Origin of the sequence: Sporosarcina psychrophila, assembly GCF_001590685.1 — a bacterium.
Lineage (GTDB): Bacteria > Bacillota > Bacilli > Bacillales_A > Planococcaceae > Sporosarcina > Sporosarcina psychrophila.
The window spans coordinates 22,501-41,682 of record NZ_CP014616.1; the positions used below are offsets into that span (position 1 = coordinate 22,501).

Annotated in this window: 16 protein-coding genes; 10 read left to right on the forward strand and 6 right to left on the reverse strand. The window is 40.7% G+C overall.

Going from position 1 to position 19,182, the window contains the following annotated elements; all coding sequences use genetic code 11:
- Positions 1-122: 122 nt before the first annotated feature.
- The 6 genes from gyrA to dnaA all read right to left on the reverse strand — a co-directional run bounded on the left by gyrA (position 123) and on the right by dnaA (position 8,994).
- Positions 123-2,666, reverse strand: coding sequence for a DNA gyrase subunit A (gene gyrA / locus AZE41_RS00070; RefSeq protein ID WP_067204065.1), 2,544 nt, complete (start codon positions 2,664-2,666; stop codon positions 123-125).
- Between the two features lie 219 nt (positions 2,667-2,885).
- Positions 2,886-4,808, reverse strand: coding sequence for a DNA topoisomerase (ATP-hydrolyzing) subunit B (gyrB, locus tag AZE41_RS00075; protein WP_067213784.1), 1,923 nt, complete (start codon positions 4,806-4,808; stop codon positions 2,886-2,888).
- Between the two features lie 79 nt (positions 4,809-4,887).
- On the reverse strand, positions 4,888-6,009 hold the full coding sequence (recF, locus tag AZE41_RS00080; RefSeq protein ID WP_067204068.1) for a DNA replication/repair protein RecF: 1,122 nt from the start codon (positions 6,007-6,009) through the stop codon (positions 4,888-4,890).
- The gene (gene yaaA / locus AZE41_RS00085) at positions 5,999-6,238 is read right to left on the reverse strand and encodes a S4 domain-containing protein YaaA (protein WP_067204071.1); all 240 of its coding nucleotides are present in this window, start codon (positions 6,236-6,238) and stop codon (positions 5,999-6,001) included. The genes recF and yaaA overlap by 11 nt, the downstream gene beginning before the upstream one ends.
- Before the next feature lie 99 nt (positions 6,239-6,337).
- The gene (gene dnaN / locus AZE41_RS00090; RefSeq protein WP_067204074.1) at positions 6,338-7,474 is read right to left on the reverse strand and encodes a DNA polymerase III subunit beta; all 1,137 of its coding nucleotides are present in this window, start codon (positions 7,472-7,474) and stop codon (positions 6,338-6,340) included.
- A 170-nt stretch (positions 7,475-7,644) separates the two neighbouring features.
- A complete protein-coding gene (gene dnaA, locus AZE41_RS00095; RefSeq protein WP_067204077.1) occupies positions 7,645-8,994 on the reverse strand; it encodes a chromosomal replication initiator protein DnaA in 1,350 nt (449 codons plus the stop codon).
- 505 nt (positions 8,995-9,499) lie between these two features.
- Between dnaA and rpmH the strand changes: the two genes are divergently transcribed.
- The 10 genes from rpmH (at position 9,500) to AZE41_RS00145 (ending at position 19,050) form a co-directional block, all read left to right on the forward strand.
- Positions 9,500-9,634, forward strand: a complete 135-nt coding sequence (rpmH, locus tag AZE41_RS00100) for a 50S ribosomal protein L34 (RefSeq protein WP_067204080.1) — start codon at positions 9,500-9,502, stop codon at positions 9,632-9,634.
- A gap of 80 nt (positions 9,635-9,714) precedes the next feature.
- Positions 9,715-10,056, forward strand: a complete 342-nt coding sequence (gene rnpA, locus AZE41_RS00105; protein ID WP_067204082.1) for a ribonuclease P protein component — start codon at positions 9,715-9,717, stop codon at positions 10,054-10,056.
- A 227-nt stretch (positions 10,057-10,283) separates the two neighbouring features.
- Positions 10,284-11,048, forward strand: coding sequence for a membrane protein insertase YidC (gene yidC / locus AZE41_RS00110; protein ID WP_067204084.1), 765 nt, complete (start codon positions 10,284-10,286; stop codon positions 11,046-11,048).
- Entirely contained in the window at positions 11,045-11,800 is a 756-nt protein-coding gene (gene jag, locus AZE41_RS00115; protein ID WP_067204087.1) for an RNA-binding cell elongation regulator Jag/EloR, read from the forward strand. The genes yidC and jag overlap by 4 nt, the downstream gene beginning before the upstream one ends.
- A 197-nt stretch (positions 11,801-11,997) precedes the next feature.
- Positions 11,998-13,383 carry a tRNA uridine-5-carboxymethylaminomethyl(34) synthesis GTPase MnmE gene (mnmE, locus tag AZE41_RS00120; RefSeq protein WP_067204090.1) on the forward strand — a complete coding sequence of 462 codons (1,386 nt, stop codon included), beginning with the start codon at positions 11,998-12,000 and terminating at the stop codon, positions 13,381-13,383.
- A 117-nt stretch (positions 13,384-13,500) separates the two neighbouring features.
- A complete protein-coding gene (gene mnmG / locus AZE41_RS00125; protein WP_067204093.1) occupies positions 13,501-15,390 on the forward strand; it encodes a tRNA uridine-5-carboxymethylaminomethyl(34) synthesis enzyme MnmG in 1,890 nt (629 codons plus the stop codon).
- Positions 15,391-15,586: 196 nt separating this feature from the next.
- A complete protein-coding gene (gene rsmG / locus AZE41_RS00130) occupies positions 15,587-16,303 on the forward strand; it encodes a 16S rRNA (guanine(527)-N(7))-methyltransferase RsmG (protein WP_067204096.1) in 717 nt (238 codons plus the stop codon).
- A 94-nt stretch (positions 16,304-16,397) separates the two neighbouring features.
- A complete protein-coding gene (gene noc, locus AZE41_RS00135; protein ID WP_067204099.1) occupies positions 16,398-17,261 on the forward strand; it encodes a nucleoid occlusion protein in 864 nt (287 codons plus the stop codon).
- Between the two features lie 195 nt (positions 17,262-17,456).
- Positions 17,457-18,218 (forward strand): ParA family protein, encoded by a 762-nt coding sequence (locus tag AZE41_RS00140; RefSeq protein ID WP_067204101.1) that lies wholly within the window; start codon positions 17,457-17,459, stop codon positions 18,216-18,218.
- Positions 18,211-19,050 carry a ParB/RepB/Spo0J family partition protein gene (locus AZE41_RS00145; protein ID WP_067204104.1) on the forward strand — a complete coding sequence of 280 codons (840 nt, stop codon included), beginning with the start codon at positions 18,211-18,213 and terminating at the stop codon, positions 19,048-19,050. Before AZE41_RS00140 ends, AZE41_RS00145 begins: the two co-directional genes overlap by 8 nt.
- Positions 19,051-19,182: the final 132 nt, after the last annotated feature.

A 19,182-nucleotide genomic window follows, 5' to 3' on the forward strand; every position in this document is an offset into this window, starting at 1 on the left:
TTCACCTTATAGTTCTTTCTATCATACTCTAAATATTTCAATTAAACGACGGGATTGTATAAATAGGCGTAAAAAAAAGGTTATTGAAATGGCCATATCGACCATTTCAATAACCTTTTTACTTAAGATTCCGTATCTTCATCGTCTATCTCAATAGTAGATAACCCGATGTCTTCATTATTTTCAGAAGAGACTTCATTCTCTTCAACAATATTGTCGTCGAGTTCTTCTTCCTCTTCTTCTTTCACAACTTTTGCAACAGTCGCGACAAGTTCATCTTCTCCTAGGCGGATTAAACGTACTCCCTGCGTACTGCGTCCAATAACAGAAATATCGTCAATGTCCATACGGATCAAAATGCCATGTATCGTAATCAGCATTAGATCTTCAGTACCATCTACTGTCTTCATCGCAACAAGAAGACCATTGCGTTCTGTTACATTCAATGTCTTCAGACCGTAACCGCCACGAGTTTGAATACGGTATTCATCTTCTGGCGTACGTTTTCCGAATCCTTTTTCTGTGACAACTAGAATTTCATCGCCTTCATTCACTGTATCCATACCAATTACAATGTCGCCTTCACGAAGACGGATACCACGGACTCCACCTGCTATCCGACCCATAGAACGAATATCTGTCTCATTGAATTTGATTAACATGCCATCCTTCGTACCAATGGAAATGTTTTCATCGCCTTTAGTCATTTTGACGCCGATAAGTTCATCATCGCCTCGAAGGGTAAGTGCTATCAATCCATTTGAACGGATATTAGCAAATTCGGAAACAGGTGTACGTTTAACAACCCCGTTACGAGTCGAGAAGAATAAGTATTTGTCATCCTCGAATGCATCTACAGGAATCATGGCTGTTACTTTCTCGTCTTTATCGACACCTAACAAGTTAATGATCGGTAAACCTTTTGCAGTCCGGCTAAATTCAGGCACTTGATAGCCTTTCGTACGGAATACCCGTCCTCTGCTTGTGAAGAACAAGATGGTATCGTGCGTCGACGTATTCAATAAATGTTCAACGAAGTCGTCGTTATTCGTACCCATCCCTTGTATACCGCGACCTCCACGACGCTGGCTACGGTACGTATTAGCAGGCAAACGTTTAATGTAACCATTATGTGTGAGTGTCAGTACTGAGTTTTCGACTGGGATAAGATCTTCGTCCTCAATCATTTCAGCGCCGCCCAGTGTAATTTCCGTTCTACGTTTATCTTCAAAGCGAATTTTCACTTCGAGCAATTCCTCACGAATAATCTCAAGCAATTTTGATTCGTCTGCAAGAATTGCACGGAGTTCAGACATAAGGAGTTGCAACGCTTCGTATTCACTTTCAATTTTGTCCCGCTCAAGTCCTGTCAAACGTTGAAGACGCATATCAAGGATAGCCTGCGCTTGACGATCAGATAAATTAAATTGATCCATCAACCCTGTTTTTGCTTCATCTGTTGTTTTAGATGCACGGATAAGGGTGATGATTCTATCGATATTATCAAGTGCTATGCGTAGTCCTTCTAAAATGTGTGCGCGATCTTCCGCTTTTTTCAGATCGTACTGAGTACGTCTACGGATTACAACTTTTTGGTGTTCAAGATAATGGAACAAAATCTCCTTTAATGCAAGGATTTTTGGTTGACCATCAACGAGTGCCAGCATATTGACACCAAAACTAGATTGCAATGCGGTTTGTTTGTACAGATTATTTAACAGTACGTTGGCATTTGCGTCACGACGTACTTCCATCACTATTCGCATTCCGGTACGATCCGATTCATCGCGTAGGTCAGTAATGCCATCGATTTTCTTATCACGTACCAACTCAGCAATTTTTTCAATCAGACGTGCCTTGTTTACCTGGAAAGGCAGCTCATGTACAAGGATTGTTTCCCTGCCGTTCGACTGCTGTTCAATTTCGACTCTGCCTCGAATGATAACCGAACCCCGCCCAGTTTCATAAGCTCTTCTGATTCCGCTACGACCAAGAATGATCCCACCAGTTGGAAAGTCTGGACCTGGAATAATTTCCAACAATTCTTCTGTTGTAATTGCAGGATTGTCAGCAAGTGCAAGGACAGCATCAATTGTTTCTCCAAGATGATGCGGAGGAATATTTGTTGCCATTCCGACCGCAATACCGGTTGTCCCGTTAACGAGTAAATTCGGGTATCTGCTTGGAAGAACAATCGGCTCTCTTTCTTGTCCATCATAGTTATCTTGATAATCAACAGTATCTTTATTAATATCTCGAAGAAGTTCCATTGCAATACGCGACATACGAGATTCCGTATACCGCATCGCAGCTGCACCATCTCCATCGACAGAACCAAAGTTACCATGACCATCAACGAGCATATAACGGTAGTTGAAATCTTGGGCCATCCGTACCATCGTGTCATACACAGCACTATCGCCATGCGGATGATACTTACCGATGACGTCTCCGACAATACGTGCGGATTTCTTATGCGGTTTATCTGCGGTATTTCCGAGATCCTGCATTGCATACAGAATACGGCGATGGACCGGCTTTAAACCATCCCTCACATCAGGGAGCGCACGTGAAACGATGACACTCATTGCATAATCAAGAAAAGATGTCTTCATTTCTGTACTAATGTTAATTCCCTTAACACCACGTTGCGGCATATCTGCCATTATTGTTAGACTCCTTTCAACTCAAAAATCCTTAGGAAAAGATAGTTCGACTACTTGACTAGATATGCTGATCTAAAATATTCCATTGAACTCGCTAGGGGATGCCTCACACCTTAAGCGAAGCAGCCTCACCGTTCTCAGGGCTTCGGCTCTTTCGCTCAGTTATTATGGACAATCCTTTGTTCAATACATTTAGTTTTTTTCATTTCAACTAGCCAATCAGGTATCTATATTTTTCACGTACATTGCATTCTCTTCGATGAATTTGCGTCGTGGTTCGACTTCATCTCCCATAAGCTGTTGGAATGTTGAATCCGCATCAAACGCATCTTCAAGGTGAACTTGGAGCAGTGTACGCTGATCAGGGTCCATTGTTGTATCCCATAATTGCGTTGCATCCATTTCCCCCAGACCTTTATACCGGGTAATAACGGGTTTCGGCATAGGAGGAAGTCGTCCAATAATCTCTTGGAGTTCTTCTTCAGTATAGCAATACTCCTGAACCTTCCCTTGTTTCACACGATAAAGTGGCGGCTGAGCAATATAAACATACCCTGCTTCGATAAGCGGTCGCATAAAGCGGAAGAAGAAGGTTAAAAGAAGCGTACGAATATGCGCCCCATCGACATCTGCATCAGTCATAATTACAAGTTTATGATAGCGTGCCTTGGAAAGATCGAATTCTTCTCCGATGCCAGTACCAAGTGCTGTAATCATCGCACGGATTTCTAAGTTACCTAAAATACGGTCAAGACGTGCCTTTTCGACGTTCAAGATTTTTCCTCGAAGCGGAAGAATTGCTTGGAAGTGACGGTCGCGTCCCATTTTAGCTGAACCACCCGCCGAGTCACCTTCAACGATATACAATTCACTTATAGCTGGGTCACGTGAAGAACAGTCTGCCAGTTTACCTGGAAGACTCGACACTTCAAGTGCCGATTTCCGGCGTGTAAATTCACGCGCATTTTTTGCAGCAAGACGTGCTCGTGCTGCCATAAGACTTTTATCGATGATTTGACGTGATGTTGTCGGATTTTCAAGCAGGAATCGTTGGAATCCTTCTGAAAATAATGAGTTAGTGATCGTACTAACTTCTGAGTTACCCAGTTTTGTTTTCGTCTGTCCCTCAAATTGCGGATCCGGGTGTTTAATCGAGATGATGGCCGTTAGTCCTTCACGTACATCATCACCAGACAAGTTTGGATCAGCTTCTTTCAGCACACCATTTTTCCGGGAATAGTCGTTAATAACGCGTGTCAGTGCTGTTTTAAAGCCTGATTCGTGCGTACCACCCTCATAAGTATTGATATTATTGGCAAATGAAAACAGATTTTCTGCATAGCCACTATTGTATTGCATGGCGATTTCGATTGAAATTCCATCTTTTTCGCCTTCAATGTATATAGGTTCATCATGAATAGGCTCTTTGTTTTTATTCAAGTGTTCAACGTACGACTTGATGCCGCCTTCGTAGTAATAAATGTCGCTTCGTTCTTCTTCACCACGCTCATCGGTAATCGTGATTCGCAGACCACGGTTTAGATAAGCAAGCTCACGAAGTCGGTTGGCCAGAATATCATACTCATATACTGTTGTTTCCGTGAAAATTTCTGGGTCTGCTTTGAAGCGGATTCTTGTTCCAGTTTCATCAGTAGTACCGATTACACTAAGCTCTTTTGACACAGCACCACGTTCAAATTCGATGAAATGGACTTCCCCGTCACGTCTTACATACACTTCTGTCGTTTCGGACAGCGCGTTCACGACAGATGCACCAACTCCGTGCAAACCACCGGAAACCTTATAACCTCCACCGCCAAATTTACCACCGGCATGAAGTACAGTCATAATAACTTCGACTGCAGGTCGACCTGTAGATTCCTGAGTACCTACTGGAATACCGCGGCCATTATCATCGACTCGAATCCAATCGCCTTTTTCCATCGTCACTTCGATATGGTCACAGTGACCTGCAAGTGCCTCATCAATACTATTATCAACAATTTCCCATACAAGATGGTGAAGTCCTCTAGAACTTGTTGTCCCGATATACATACCTGGACGTTTGCGGACAGCTTCTAATCCTTCTAAGACTTGGATTTGATTTTCATCATAAGCCATCTGCATATCTTTCTCTTCCATTGCCAAACTGTTCACCTTCCCTTTCCGAACGTCTAACATTTGTATTGCTGCTGTTTTATTTAAAGGGATGACTCAATCGTCATTCCTCTCTTTTAGCGACTTCGCCCGCTGTAACTTCGAATATGTCTGCCTGACGAATTGTTTCATGGTCAATCCCCGCTACGTTCGTCGTCGTGACAATTGTCTGCACTTCTCCTTGAATTGTGTTCAAGAGATGGGATTGTCGGTAATCATCAAGTTCAGACAGGACATCGTCCAAAAGAAGAACAGGTGCTTCTCCGACTTCTTGCTTTACAAGTTCTATTTCCGCAAGTTTAAGGGACAGCGCTGTTGTTCGCTGCTGTCCCTGCGATCCATACGTTTGGATGTCATAGCCGTTTACGAAAAAGTGAAGATCGTCTCTATGTGGCCCAATCAAGGTCATACCGCGATCTAGTTCACGGCGTCTTGCCTCAAGCAATCGCTGACCGAGTATCGACTGCATCTGTTCCACAGTCTGTCCCGAATCAAGTTCTTTTAGTGTTCCATAAGAAACTTGAAGGGATTCAATACCACGAGAGATTCCTTTATGAATCGGTTCTGCCCATTTTTGTAAAAGTTCCATGAAATAAAACCTTTTACGAATAATTTGGACGGCTACTTGAATATACTGCTCTGTATAAATATCAAACATGACATCGTTAAGGCTTTGTTTTCCCCGATTGTCTTTTAAAATTGCATTGCGCTGTTTGAGTATTTTTTGAAATGTTAAAAGATCATGTAAATAGGTTGGTGAAATTTGACCGATTTCCATATCTAGAAACCGTCTTCTTACCTGGGGACTGCCCTTTACAAGATTTAAATCTTCAGGAGCAAACATGACGACATTTAATTGGCCAATGTACAAGCTAAGGCGTTTTTGTTCAAGATGATTGACACGCGCTTTTTTGCCTTTTTTCGAAATGACCAATTCTAATGGCAGCCGTCCATATTTACGTTGTATGTCCCCTTCTATTTTACCATATTCTTGGTCCCAGCGTATTAATTCACGATCATTTGAAGTTCTATGCGATTTCGCCATAGAAAGTACATAGATCGCTTCCATGATGTTTGTTTTACCCTGGGCATTTTCCCCAATTAACACATTGATCTGTGGGGAGAATGAAAGGTCAAGTGATTCATAATTTCGGTAATCGATTAATGCAAGTCGTTCAATATACATCCGTTTGACCGTCTGTTAGTTCAGTTACTTTATATGTGCCGACATTGGGAATTTTAACGATATCTCCATCACGAAGTTTTTTACCTCGTCGCTGTTCCTCCTCGCCATTGACGTAGACAATGTATTCATCCAGAAACCATTTAGCCATACCACCTGAACTAATTGTATTCGTCATTTTTAATAGTTGCCCTAGAGTTATGAACTCTGTATCGATTGTAAGATTTTCCATAGAGTCTCAACCTTTCGCAAGTTAGTCTGTCTTTCTATTTTAGCCGACTTTCGGCAGTAAGTAAAAAGGATAGTCAAATAAGTGACTATCCTTCAAGATTCAGTATGTTCGTACAGGGAGAATAAGTTGCAAGATTGAATCGTCATCAACTGATTTCAAGATGAACGGTCGCATAGCTCCCGTAAATTGAATCGTTATGTCTTGTCCATCGATTGCTTTCAATGCGTCCATCATATATTTAGCACTGAAAGAAATATTCAATTCTTCTCCTGTTACGCCAATAGCTTCAACCAATTCTTCAACCTTACCTACTTCAGGTGAATTTGAAGAGATTTCAATAACTTTACCTTCATTGGCAGAGAAGCGAACAATGTTGTTCCGTTCTTCACGTGCTAGAAGGGATGCTCTATCAATTGCCTGAAGAAGAAGTCGGCCATTCACCGTTACTGATGTTTTATATTCTAACGGGATAAGACGTGATGTATCTGGGTAATTGCCTTCCAATAGGCGTGAGTAAAATAACACACCACGTGTTTTGAATAACACTTGTTGATCTGCAATGACAATATCCACAAGTTCACCGTTATCAGGCAAAATCTTATTTAGTTCCTGAAGACTTTTACCAGGAATAACGACACTGAATGGAACTTCTGGCATATCTTCAGGTATCGTCAGTCTTCTTGCCAATCTATGGCTATCAGTAGCGATACAAGCAAGTCCCCCATCTTTTACTTCCCAAAGGACACCTGTTAATACTGGTCTAGTTTCTTGTTGAGACACGGCAAAGACCGTTTCTCGAATGATTGATTTCATCAGATCCGCTGGCAATGAAAATAGATAGTCATCTTTTACTTCTGGTAGAACCGGGTAATCTTCTGGATCTAGTCCAATTAGATGGAATTCAGACTTACCGGATTGAATATGTGTTTGAAGTCCATTTGCAACTTCTATTGTTACTTCATTCGTAGGTAGTTTTCGTACGATTTCGCTAAATACTTTAGCTTGCAGCACGATGCTTCCTTTTTCTACAACTTGAATAATTTGTTCTCCATTATCTTCTGCAGGTATGAATGTACAGATCGTAATATCGGAATCACTTCCTGTTAATGTCATTCCTTTTTCGTCCACTTCAATCTTTATTCCTGTCAAAATTGGAATCGCAACTTTTTGACTGATGGCTTTCATAACATCGCTTAATCCATCAAGCAACTTATCTCTCATAATTTCAAATTTCATTCTATACCCTCGCTTAATATATATAGTATTAGTTATTAATAAAGTAATAGTAATAGTAGTAGGGGCTGTGGATATGTTGGTAAGTCTATTTTCCCTTTGAGCCTGAACGTTTTCCACATGTGTATAACCTGTTTGTAGGTGTGCACTACTTATTATATGTTATGCACAGGTCATCCTCTACCAAGAACATTACGAATATCTTGAACGTCTTGTTGCAAAGCTTGATCATCCTTTAACATTTGCCTAATCTTCTCGTGTGCGTGAATGACAGTTGAATGATCTCGTCCTCCGAACTCAGATCCAATCTTAGGTAGGGAGAAATCCGTAAGTTCTCTGGATAAAAACATGGCAATCTGTCGGGGAAATGCAATCGCCCTCGTTCTTTTCTTCGCAGTAAAATCCTCTAGACGTATGTCAAAGTGCTCTCCAACTGCTTTTTGGATATCAAGAATCGTTACAGTACGCGGTCTTGAATTAGGAATAATATCTTTCAAGGCTTCCGCAGCAAGATCCGTATTGATATCCGAATTGACGAGTGATGAGTAGGCGACAACGCGTATAAGAGCCCCCTCAAGCTCACGTATGTTTGAGTCAATTTGGTTGGCAATGTACAGCATGACTTCATTTGGAATATCAACAAGCCCATCAGCCTTTGCCTTTTTGCGCAAAATTGCGATGCGTGTTTCCAGGTCTGGAGGTGCTATGTCTGTGATAAGACCCCATTCAAAGCGGGATCTAAGTCTGTCCTCAAGTGTTGGAATTTCTTTTGGAGGTCGGTCACTTGAAATAACAATCTGTTTTGACTCCTCATGGAGTGTGTTGAATGTATGGAAAAATTCTTCTTGTGTTTGTTCTTTTCCCGCAAGGAATTGAATATCATCTATTAAGAGCACGTCTACATTCCGATAACGATTACGGAACTCGACAGCTTTATTATCACGAATAGAGTTAATGAATTCATTTGTAAACTTCTCAGATGAAAGATACATGACTTTTGCTGAGGGGTTCTGTTCGAGTACATAATGTCCAATTGCGTGCATTAAGTGTGTCTTTCCAAGCCCAACACCCCCATAGATAAACAGCGGATTATAGGCTTTCGCTGGTGCTTCAGCAACGGCAAGTGACGCTGCATGGGCAAAACGATTTCCTGAACCAATGACGAATGTGTCAAACGTATATTTTAGATTAAGCATGCCAGGTGCCGACGTTAATGGAACTTTTTCTATAGGTTTAACGGTCGGTTTAGGTAGCATGAAATCATTTTCTTCCATGTTTTTAGGAACAACGAACTGAATGATTCGGTCTTCGCCGGTCAATTCGGATAGAATACCAGTAATAAGATGTACATAGTGGTTTTCAAGCCAATCTTTTGCAAATGAATTCGGTGCGGCGATTGTGACATTTTCTTCGCCATAAGACATCAGTTTTGTCGACTTTAGCCAAGTTTCAAAACTAGGTCTTGAAATTTTCTGCTCAACCTTCGACAAAACTTCGATCCATAATTCTTCTAAGTGGTCCAAACGTGTGCCTCCTTTACAATGAAAATAAAAAACCCGAGGATATGTATTATACACAGTTTTCCGTCGTGTGGATAACAATTACGCAAAAGTGTTGAAAAAATTATCCACAATGTATTAACAACTGTGGATAACAAAAATGCTATAAAATTATGTGCATAACAAATTCATCTCATTGTAACAGGATATGTTGTGGATTACAAGGAGTCCTGAACCTTATCCACAGCGCAAGTGGTTGTGGATGAAATCTTTATCCACAGGCCTTGGTATGTGAGGAAGATGTCGATAAGCAGTGTGCATAAAAAAACTTGAGAAAATACTATCCACATCACTATCTGGAATTAGCGGAAGAAACCGTGGATAACTTATTGGGACGAAATCAGAGAAACTAAATGGCCTAAATTACTGTCGAACAGGAAAGGGTTGACTTTTACCTTGGAAATCCGATATACTATTCAAGACTGTCACAGTAATAAATAGACAATCAATGCAGGAGGTGTCTTAAAAGATGAAACGTACTTACCAACCAAATAAACGTAAGCGTAGTAAAGTTCACGGCTTCCGTGAAAGAATGAGCACGAAAAGCGGACGCAGAATTCTAGCAGCTCGTCGTCGTAAAGGAAGAAAAGTCCTATCAGCATAAGGCCACTGACATTTCAGTGGTCTTTTTTCTTGTTTATTAATGAAGAACTATAATCATAGATGACGGAGCAGGTGCATGAGATGAACAGACGTCAACGGATAAAGACGAATGAGGAATTCCAAGAAGTATTCAAAAAAGGGAAGTCGTTTGCTAATCGGCAATTTGTTGTGTATTCCTATAGGAAGGAAGACCAGCCAGAATTCAGGATTGGTCTGTCCGTCAGCAAAAAAGTAGGTAATGCAGTCGCGCGGAATAGGATCAAACGGTATTTACGACAGTCCTTCCTGGAAATGAAAGACGAACTGCGCAACGATATGGATTATGTCATCATCGCCAGACATCAGGCGGCCACATTAGATTTTCATGAAACAAAAAAAAGTTTGCAGCACGTTCTGCGTATTTCTCGTGTCTTAAAGAAGTAGAAGGAAGTATATGAACGTGATAAACTGTTAGTATCGGTCGATAGGGCCTTTTAACTTCACTCGGCAGGGGTCGAAACCCCTACTGAAAATTAAGGAACTCTGGCTAAAATCGCCGCGTACTGCGGCAACGCCTGAGTAACCAACATCCTGTTGGCCAAAAGCCTCCAGCGGATGTCACAGATTTTGAAGAGAATTAATTGAATAAGATAAGATTTGGGGGAACTGATTTGAAAAAGAAGTTAGCATTAATCCTTATACTGACGGCATTGTCGGTATTTCTTGCGGGATGTTCGGAATTCCAACAACCGATTTACGAGGACAGTGAAGGATTTTGGAACAAATTTGTCGTCTGGCCGTTAGTTTCCCTAATAACGACATTTAAAGACATACTCGGCACATACGGGTACGGTATTGTTGCAGTTACAATCATCATTCGACTTGTCTTGCTTCCATTAATGATCAAACAGACAAAAAGTTCAAAACGGATGCAGGAAATCCAACCTGAACTGAAAGCACTCAAAGAGAAATACAAATCAAAAGACGCAGTTACACAACAAAAGTACCGTGAAGAAATGCAAAAAATTATGTCGGAACGAAAAATCAATCCGGCGGCAGGCTGTTTACCAGTCTTAATCCAAATGCCAATTCTATTCGGTTTCTATCATGCGATCAGCCGAATGAATGTCACATACGATATTGGAAACTTCTTATGGTTTGAACTTGCAGCGCCAAGTATTACACTTGCAGTTTTAGCAGGAGCTATGCAGTTTATCGTTTTACGTACAGGTCCTGCAATGGACAACCCACAGATGAAAGTAATGATGTATATCATGCCGTTTATGATTATGATCTTCGGTTCATTCTTACCAGCAGCACTTTCACTTTACTGGGTAATCGGTAATATCATTTCAATTATCCAAAACATCTTCATTTACAAACCATTTAAGAAAAAGGAAGTGGAACTTGTAAAAGTGGGAGGGAAACGGAAATGACAAGGACGACGCGAAGGGGAACCACGGTTGAATTAGCGATTTCATCAGCATTGACAGTACTTGGCGTTACGCGTGATGAAGTAAAAGTCGAAGTGATCAATCAAGGGAGAAAAGGATTTCTAGGTTTCGGTGCAAAAGAAGCTGAAGTAACCGTAACTATTATGAACTTTGAAGAACCTTCCGTCCTTGAAGAAGCAAAACCTCTAATGGAGATACAGCCAACTGAGATTGAAGTTATTAGTGAATCTGTTAAACCTCCTGTGGAGAAAGAGGAAGTCCAAATTGAAGGATTGTCTGATGAAACTGCGATAGAAGAAACAGAAAACTATTTAAAAATGATTGCAATTGGAATGGGTGTCGATGACATTCAAATCAGCCATGAAATCAAAGGTAAATATGTTACTTTTCAAATGGAAAGTGCAAAAGCTGCATTACTGATTGGAAAACGAGGACAAACGTTAAATGCACTCCAGCAATTATCGCAGCTTGTAACAAACAAATTGGCAAGTCAATTCAAGGTCGTCCGGGTAGATATCGGTGATTATCGGGAGCGTCGCGAACAATCTTTGGAACAATTAGCAGAACGAATGGCTGATAAAGCAGTTCGTACTGGGAAAAGAATCCAGTTAGAACCGATGGCTTCCTATGAAAGGAAAGTCATCCATAATGCTTTATCACGGCGCATGGATATTGAAACATATTCAGAGGGCTCTGATCCATTCAGGTATTTAGTCATTGAATCTGTTAGGTGAAAAAAAGTCCCGCAAAGACGAACGCTGTCTCTGCGGGACTTTTTTGTATTATATTGTAAAGACATCTTAACTTATCCACATTATTTAAATTGCGACACTAGGAGGATGGATGGATTTGTGATAATATATTATGTTAGATAGTCGTGTCGGAAACAGGTTATCCACATGTGAGTAACCAAGTCAGGAAGGTGAAAAACGTGCATTTTGATACAATAGCTGCCATCTCTACTCCAATGGGGGAAGGTGCAATTGCCATCGTCAGGTTAAGTGGGGACGAAGCTGTCCAAATAGCGGATCGTATTTTCCGTTCACCGTCTGGTAAGAGGCTAAATGAAGAACAATCACATACAATCCATTATGGTCATTTAATAGATCCATCAACTGAGGAAACTGTCGAAGAAGTAATGGTTTCTCTCATGAAAGCACCAAAAACATTTACACGTGAAGACGTCGTAGAAGTGAACTGTCATGGAGGAATTGTTGCGGTCACCCGTGTTCTTCAATTAGTGCTCAAGCAAGGGGCGCGTCTTGCAGAACCCGGTGAATTCACAAAACGTGCATTCCTTAATGGACGAATCGATTTGTCTCAAGCCGAAGCGGTCATGGATCTTATTCGTGCGAAGACAGACCGTGCCATGAATGTTGCACTCAATCAGATGGAAGGAAAACTTTCTCGGTTAATCGGGGGATTGCGACAAGCGCTTATTGAAACGTTGGCGCAAGTTGAAGTAAATATCGATTATCCGGAGTACGACGACGTCGAAGAAATGACAATCCCGCTAATGATTGAAAAAAGTATGTGGGTGAGAAATGAAATTGATAAGTTGTTGAAAACTTCATCTCAAGGGAAAATTCTGCGAGAAGGTCTATCTACTGTTATTATTGGTAGACCCAATGTAGGGAAGTCTTCCTTACTAAATAGCATCATTCAAGAAAATAAAGCAATCGTAACCGACATTGCGGGGACGACGCGTGATATTATTGAAGAGTACGTTAATGTGCGAGGTGTTCCACTTCGTCTTGTCGATACAGCTGGAATCAGAGAAACAGAAGATATTGTGGAACGAATCGGCGTCGAAAAATCGAGGAAAGTGTTGAAGGAAGCGGATTTAATTCTACTCGTCCTTAACAGTTCTGAAGAGTTATCGATAGAAGACGAACGACTATTTGAAGTGGTATCGGGAATGGATACAATCTTTGTTATCAATAAAACCGATCTTCCACAAAAAATTGACATGCAAAAAGTGATGGAACATGCCGGAACGGGCAAAGTTGTCACGACCTCTCTCGTGAAAGACGAAGGGGTAGATGAACTGGAAGAAGCAATTGCCGGACTCTTTTTCGAAGGAAATCTTGAATCAGGTGATTTCACATATGTATCGAATGCACGACATATCGCACTATTACACAACGCGCGTGCCACGATTGAAGACGCACTCGCGGCTGCTGAAGCAGGTGTTCCAGTCGATATGATTCAAATTGACGTTACACGGACGTGGGAAATTCTTGGTGAAATTATCGGAGACACGGTCCAAGACGGTCTACTCAATGAACTATTTTCTCAATTCTGCCTCGGAAAATAAAATAAGATAAGTGTTCAACAAGAGTGAATGGAAAGAGGGGGCCTGCCTAGCGCAGTAGCCCGCTTCTACTTTTCATCGAGCTTTTTGAATGACTTTAATAGAAAGAAGGAAAAGAACATGCCCAAATTTGAAGCAGGCACGTTCGATGTTATTGTTATTGGAGCTGGCCATGCGGGAGTTGAGGCGGCACTTTCCGCTGCCAAAATGGGTGCAACAACGCTCGTACTTACAATGAACCTCGACATGATCGCCTTTATGCCATGTAATCCGTCACTCGGTGGTCCCGCTAAAGGGATTGTCGTCCGTGAAATTGATGCACTGGGCGGTGCAATGGGGAAAGTAATTGATAAAACACACATTCAAATGCGGATGTTGAATACAGGCAAAGGACCAGCAGTACGAGCGCTTCGTGCGCAAGCTGATAAAGTCCTTTACCAGTCGGAAATGAAACGTCTCCTGGAAGAACAGGAAAATCTACTACTTCACCAAGGTGTTGTAGAAGAACTAATCGTGGAAGACGATGAAATAAAAGGTGTACTTACGCAAGTCGGTGCAATTTACCGTGCGAAGACAGTCATTATTACAACGGGGACATTCCTGCGCGGTGAAGTTATTATTGGTAACCTGAAATATTCAAGTGGACCGAATAACCAAATGCCTTCAATTAAACTTGCAGACAATATTCGCGAACTTGGCTTTGACATGGTGCGATTCAAAACAGGGACACCACCCCGTGTGAATAGCAGAACAATTGATTATAGCAAAACTGAAATCCAACCGGGAGATGATACAGCGTGGGCATTCAGTTATGAAACGACTGAATTTATCACTGATCAACTACCATGTTGGCTGACATATACATCGCCAAGAACACATGAACTTATTAATGAAAACCTTCACTTGTCACCGATGTATTCCGGGATGATTAAAGGGAAAGGGCCCCGCTATTGCCCATCAATTGAAGATAAAATTGTACGATTTGCTGATAAATCACGTCATCAGATTTTCCTTGAGCCCGAAGGCCGTAATACGCAAGAAGTGTATGTCCAAGGATTATCGACAAGTTTGCCGGAACACGTTCAAAAACAATTGATTGCAAGCGTACCAGGACTTGAAAATGCGGAAATGATGCGTGCAGGTTATGCAATTGAGTATGATGCAATTGTCCCTACGCAACTATGGCCTACACTTGAAACAAAAAGAATTCGTAATTTATATACAGCTGGTCAGCTTAACGGTACATCTGGCTATGAAGAGGCAGCAGGTCAAGGAATCATGGCGGGTATAAATGCAGCTTCCCGTGCTCTCGGGAAAGAAGAACGTGTCCTCGGACGTGCTGACGCATATATAGGTGTTCTTATTGATGATCTTGTTACAAAAGGGACAAGCGAGCCATATAGACTTCTGACATCACGTGCCGAATACCGACTGTTGTTGCGTCATGATAATGCGGATATGCGCCTGACTGAAATTGGGTACCAAATAGGGATGATTAGTGAAGAACGACATGATGCGCATATTATTAAAAAGCAACAGATTGAAGAAGAAATTGCCAGACTGCGAAAAGTGACGATTAAGCCTAATAGTGATGTTCAAGACATCATACGTGAAACAGGCGGCTCAGAACTTAGAGAGCCGATGAAAGCAGCAGACCTTCTAAAACGTCCTGAAATAAAATATAGCCAGATAGAAAGAATGGTTCCACCAGAAGAAAAGAAATCAAAAGAAGTAGAAGAGCAAGTTGAAATCTTCATTAAGTATGAAGGTTATATTGAGAAATCATTGCAACAAGTAGATAAAATGAAAAAACTAGAAAACAAAAAAATACCCGATAATATCGACTATAATGCAATATCCGGAATCGCGACGGAAGCTAAAAGTGTACTAAGCGAAGTAAGACCATTATCCATTGCACAAGCATCTCGTATATCCGGCGTTAATCCAGCCGATATTTCAATTCTTCTTGTCTATATCGAACAAGGAAGAATAGCCAAAATTTCGGGTTAAATTAGCTAATGCGGTCTTGTGTTATGTTAGTTAATACAAGCCGCTTACGCTTTTCTTATTGTCTAGGCTCCAGGCGTCAGCTCCTCGGGGGCACAAGTCTTTTTACTACGGCGGCTGTAGTACGCCTCCTACGTAAACAGTCTTGTGCCTGTCGGGGCTGAACGACGCCTTACGCTTTTCTTAAGGGGGAATATTGATGAATGTTGCACAATTTATACAAGCTTTAAAAGAACAAGGTATTGAATTGAGTGAAACGCAAATAGCTCAGTTTAACCAGTATTTTAAACTCTTGGTAGAGTGGAATGAAAAGATGAACTTGACAGCGATTACAGATGCGCCCTCAGTTTATTTAAAACACTTCTATGATTCTATATCCGCGGCTTTTTATATTAATTTGAATGAACCAAAAACAATTTGTGACGTAGGCGCGGGAGCTGGATTTCCAAGTATTCCTTTGAAAATTTGTTTTCCAAACTTAGACGTGACTATTGTGGATTCATTAAATAAAAGAATTGGTTTTCTGAAAGTATTAGCTGAAGAACTTCAGCTAGAAAATGTGCATTTCGTTCATGCAAGAGCTGAGGACTTCGGACAAGACTCCAAGTATCGTGAAAAGTTCGATATCGTCACTGCTCGTGCGGTTGCACGTCTGTCTGTCTTAGCTGAATTATGTATACCACTAGCTAAAAAAGGTGGAATCTTCATTGCGATGAAGGGAGCAGCCGCAGAAGACGAACTTTTAGATGCAAAAAAAGCACTTTCTGTTCTCGGGGCTACCATTAAAAAACAATACTCATTTATTTTGCCAATTGAAAATAGTGAACGAAATATCTTTGTTTTTGATAAAGAGAAAATCACTCCTAAAAAATATCCTCGTAAACCAGGCATTCCGAATAAAATGCCAATTCAGTGAACTGTTTCACGTGGAACAATGAGTAAAGAGGATATACTATCGCCATGCCGAATTAGTAGAATTAGGGAGCAGTATTGAAAAGGTGGTGCCGGGAATGAAAAGTCCGTTTTCACGATTTTTTGGGAGTGGAGATAAAGAATTAGATCCACTAGTAGTGGAAGAGGTTCATCACGAAGTAATTGAACAGGTGAAAATCGAGTTAATAAATCCAAATAAATTTCAACCGCGTACAATATTTTCTGAAGATAAGATTGAAGAACTTGCGAGGACAATCCATACGCATGGTGTCATTCAACCAATCGTCATTCGGAAAATGGGCGAAGAAAATTATGAAATCATCGCTGGAGAGCGTAGATATCGAGCAATGAAAAAATTGGGATGGTCGGAAGTACCGGCGATCATTCGAAACCTTGATGATAAAGAAACTGCATCCATTGCACTTATTGAAAACTTACAGCGTGAAGAATTGACTGCAATTGAAGAGGCATATGCCTATGAAAAACTTCTTGAACTTCATTCCTTAACACAGGAAGCGTTAGCGCAAAGACTAGGAAAAGGTCAGTCAACTGTTGCTAATAAATTGCGTTTACTGAAATTACCCGATGAAATCAAGAATGGAATATTAACAAAAGAAATATCGGAGCGACATGCAAGAGCACTTATTCCAATTAAGGACAGCGAATTACAGTCACAACTTTTTAAGGAAGTAATTGAACAGCAGTTGAATGTCAAACAACTAGAAGCCAGAATCTTTCAGGTTTTACACCCTCCAGAGAATGTAAAAGATAAAAAGACAGCACCTCGGAGAAAATCGGTAAGTAAAGATGTACGAATTGCTCTTAATACTATTAGACAATCACTAGTTCTCGTTACTAAAAGTGGGATAGATGTAAAAACAGAAGAAGAAGATTCAGATGATTTTTATATAATCACTGTTAAAATACCGAAAAAGAAATAAAAAATGTCCAAGTGCCTTGATAGACCTGAAAAACTTATACTTTCTTATTTTTTAACAAAAGACTCTTGCTTCACATAGCAAGAGTCTTTTTTCTACATATTTCTCTACAAAAAATGTTTTTTTTGTTAAACTAGAAGAAGTTACAAAATTGAAAGAATAAAAGAATAATAAAAGTGCAGGAAAGCAGGTGCAGGTGTGGGCAGAATTATAGCGATAGCCAATCAAAAGGGAGGCGTCGGAAAAACGACAACATCCGTAAATCTAAGTGCTTGCCTTGCTCATATAGGCAAAAAAGTTCTTTTGATTGATACCGATCCGCAAGGGAATGCAACGAGCGGGGTAGGCGTTAACAAGGGGGAAGTCCAACAATGCATTTATGATATTCTAATAGATGATGTTAATATAAAAGATGTTATTCGTTCGACTAAAGTAGAAAACCTTGATATCGTGCCGGCAACTATATCCCTAGCAGGCGCAGAAATTGAGCTAGTTTCAACTATATCCAGAGAAGTACGGATGAAACATGCTATTCAGGAAGCAAAAGATCTGTATGACTACATCATTATCGACTGTCCACCGTCACTTGGTTTACTAACAATAAATGCACTGACCGCGGCTGATTCAATTATCATCCCAGTCCAGTGTGAGTACTATGCGCTTGAAGGTTTAAGTCAACTACTAAGTACGATCCGGCTTGTTCAAAAACATTTAAATGAAGACTTAATGATTGATGGCGTCTTACTTACGATGTTCGATGCAAGAACAAATTTAGGGATTCAAGTTATAGATGAAGTGAAAAAGTATTTTCAAGATAAAGTATACAAAACGATTATTCCAAGAAATGTACGATTGAGTGAGGCACCGAGTCATGGAGAACCGATTATCATTTATGATTCAAGATCACGTGGTGCAGAAGTATATTTAGATCTGGCAAAGGAAGTGGTTCGCAATGGCTAAAGGTCTTGGAAAAGGATTAAATGCTTTATTTCCTGGAGAGTCACTAGCGAAAGTAGAGTCTGTCGAACACATTCATGTGAAAAGTATTAAGGCCAATCCATACCAACCAAGGAAAGTATTTGATGAAAATGCTATTCAAGAGTTGAGTGCTTCCATTAAAGAACACGGTATTCTTCAGCCAATTATTCTTCGGAAAATGGGAACGGCCTACGAAATTGTTGTAGGTGAGAGACGATTCCGTGCAGCACAAATGGCAGGTCTAACTGAAGTTCCAGCGGTTGTCCGTATCTTGACGGACGAAGAAACAATGGAGTTTGCGATTCTTGAAAACTTACAGCGGGAAGACCTAACGCCAATAGAAGAGGCTGAAGCTTATCAAAGCCTCATGGAAAATCTAGGTCTTACACAGGAACAACTAGCATTTAGACTCGGTAAAAGTAGACCTCACATCGCAAACCATGTCCGTTTACTTTCATTGCCTGAAAAAGTAAGAAATTATATTACTGTAGGTAAAATTTCTATGGGGCATGGTCGAACATTACTTGGTCTACGTAAGAAAGAACAAATCGCTTTAGTGGCAGAACGGCTACTAAGAGAAGGACTTAACGTCCGCCAATTAGAAAAGCTGGTTCAAAAAATGAATGAGGATGTTCCACGTGAAACTAAACCAGAAAAGCGTAAAGACTTATTCCTTGCCGAGCGGGAGTCAAATCTGCGTGATTATTTCGGGACAAATGTTTCAATAAAGAAAACAAAGAATAAAGGTAAAATTGAAATCGAATTCTTCTCTGAAGATGATCTCGAACGTATTCTTGAATTATTGAACGAATAAGGATGCACCTATTTTGCCGACTGTGCAAAATAGGTTTTATTTTTAACTTTACTCAGCGGGAATCCAACCCCGCTGAATGAAGTTAAAGCCTCCGGCGGATGTCACAGATTTTGAAGGGAGTTAATTGAGCAA

Bases quoted from the DNA above. Each gene is read 5' to 3' on its own strand.
- gyrB (WP_067213784.1), bottom strand. From the start codon at position 4,808: ATGGAAGAGAAAGATATGCAGATGGCTTATGATGAAAATCAAATCCAA.
- rpmH (WP_067204080.1), top strand. From the start codon at position 9,500: ATGAAACGTACTTACCAACCAAATAAACGTAAGCGTAGTAAAGTTCAC.
- rnpA (WP_067204082.1), top strand. From the start codon at position 9,715: ATGAACAGACGTCAACGGATAAAGACGAATGAGGAATTCCAAGAAGTA.
- mnmG (WP_067204093.1), top strand. From the start codon at position 13,501: ATGCCCAAATTTGAAGCAGGCACGTTCGATGTTATTGTTATTGGAGCT.
- recF (WP_067204068.1), bottom strand. From the start codon at position 6,009: ATGTATATTGAACGACTTGCATTAATCGATTACCGAAATTATGAATCA.
- AZE41_RS00145 (WP_067204104.1), top strand. From the start codon at position 18,211: ATGGCTAAAGGTCTTGGAAAAGGATTAAATGCTTTATTTCCTGGAGAG.
- dnaN (WP_067204074.1), bottom strand. From the start codon at position 7,474: ATGAAATTTGAAATTATGAGAGATAAGTTGCTTGATGGATTAAGCGAT.
- noc (WP_067204099.1), top strand. From the start codon at position 16,398: ATGAAAAGTCCGTTTTCACGATTTTTTGGGAGTGGAGATAAAGAATTA.
- yaaA (WP_067204071.1), bottom strand. From the start codon at position 6,238: ATGGAAAATCTTACAATCGATACAGAGTTCATAACTCTAGGGCAACTA.
- gyrA (WP_067204065.1), bottom strand. From the start codon at position 2,666: ATGGCAGATATGCCGCAACGTGGTGTTAAGGGAATTAACATTAGTACA.
- jag (WP_067204087.1), top strand. From the start codon at position 11,045: ATGACAAGGACGACGCGAAGGGGAACCACGGTTGAATTAGCGATTTCA.
- rsmG (WP_067204096.1), top strand. From the start codon at position 15,587: ATGAATGTTGCACAATTTATACAAGCTTTAAAAGAACAAGGTATTGAA.